1 tRNA gene and 1 rRNA gene are annotated in these 1,072 nt (G+C 35.4%); both read right to left on the reverse strand.

The annotated features are described in order from the left end of the window. Positions 1-869: 869 nt before the first annotated feature. A tRNA-Asn gene (locus tag B5E95_RS10380) sits at positions 870-942 on the reverse strand. 13 nt (positions 943-955) lie between these two features. Next, a 5S ribosomal RNA gene (gene rrf, locus B5E95_RS10385) occupies positions 956-1,072 on the reverse strand.

The raw sequence follows: 1,072 nt of genomic DNA on the forward strand, positions 1-1,072 counted from the left end.
TGCAAGTCTTTTTTTCAAAAACTTTTTTAAAGCTCTCGAGCTCTTCGTCATCTCTCAAGACGACTTTATTAATTTACCCTACTTTCTCTTTTTTGGCAAATCCCTCTTTTGTTCGAGTTATTCATGAAACACATGGATGTGTTGTAACCCAGCTTCTCTTTTATGCTTTTCTTTTTAACAGCTTTTTATTTATTCTAGTCTTATATTATCGATTTAGCTTACAATTACCGAACTTTATTTGCAAAACACTTTTTCAATTTTTTGTCAAAATATTTAACACCACACTAAAATTGCAGCAGCATTGGCAAATAATATTTCAATTTCACGCTTTTATTTTCTTCACTACACTTATCGCCAAGTTTCCTCAGTACCTTGCATTACAACTAAGTAATTCAAAGATCTCAGTTAGAAAATTATGCAGATAGACTTAGGCTCAATTATGATTAGCTTATTCGGTATCCGATATATTTATGTTCAATATGAATTTAAACGTATACAAAAATGTTAATAATCAACTCAACCAGCAATCTTCAAGAAGATTCTTTATTTTTTCTTATAAAGGTAAGCTTCGTACTAATTATCTAAATGCCAAATTTTTCATGCTTGATCAAAGCGGTTTAAGCAGATAATTCAACTTAACCTTCCCTAAAACTTCTTAGTGACTCATTCATTACGACTAGCATCCTATCTCAGACAAAGCGGTCAGTACCCAATATTTACTCAAGTTGACCTCATTGGATTTTATTAAGATAAGATCTTAATAAGAAGGGGCAAGCAAAAAAGAGGAGACCAAGCGTTCATGATCTCCCCTTTTTTCATCTTTTCCTCTTAAACAAAAAAAGGAAGCTAGGCTTCCTTCTCTCTCCTTACTCCGGCTGTCAGACTCGAACTGACGACATCTTGATTAACAGTCAAGCGCTCTACCAACTGAGCTAAGCCGGAATATTAAAAAAGAGCACGGCAGCTTCCTTTCCTCGCAGGCAGTTGCCCACCAACTACTTTCGGCGTTAAGAAGCTTAACTTCTGTGTTCGGCATGGGAACAGGTGTATCCTTCTTGCTTTCGCCACCGTA

This window comes from Lactobacillus gallinarum (assembly GCF_002160635.1).
Classification (GTDB): domain Bacteria; phylum Bacillota; class Bacilli; order Lactobacillales; family Lactobacillaceae; genus Lactobacillus; species Lactobacillus gallinarum.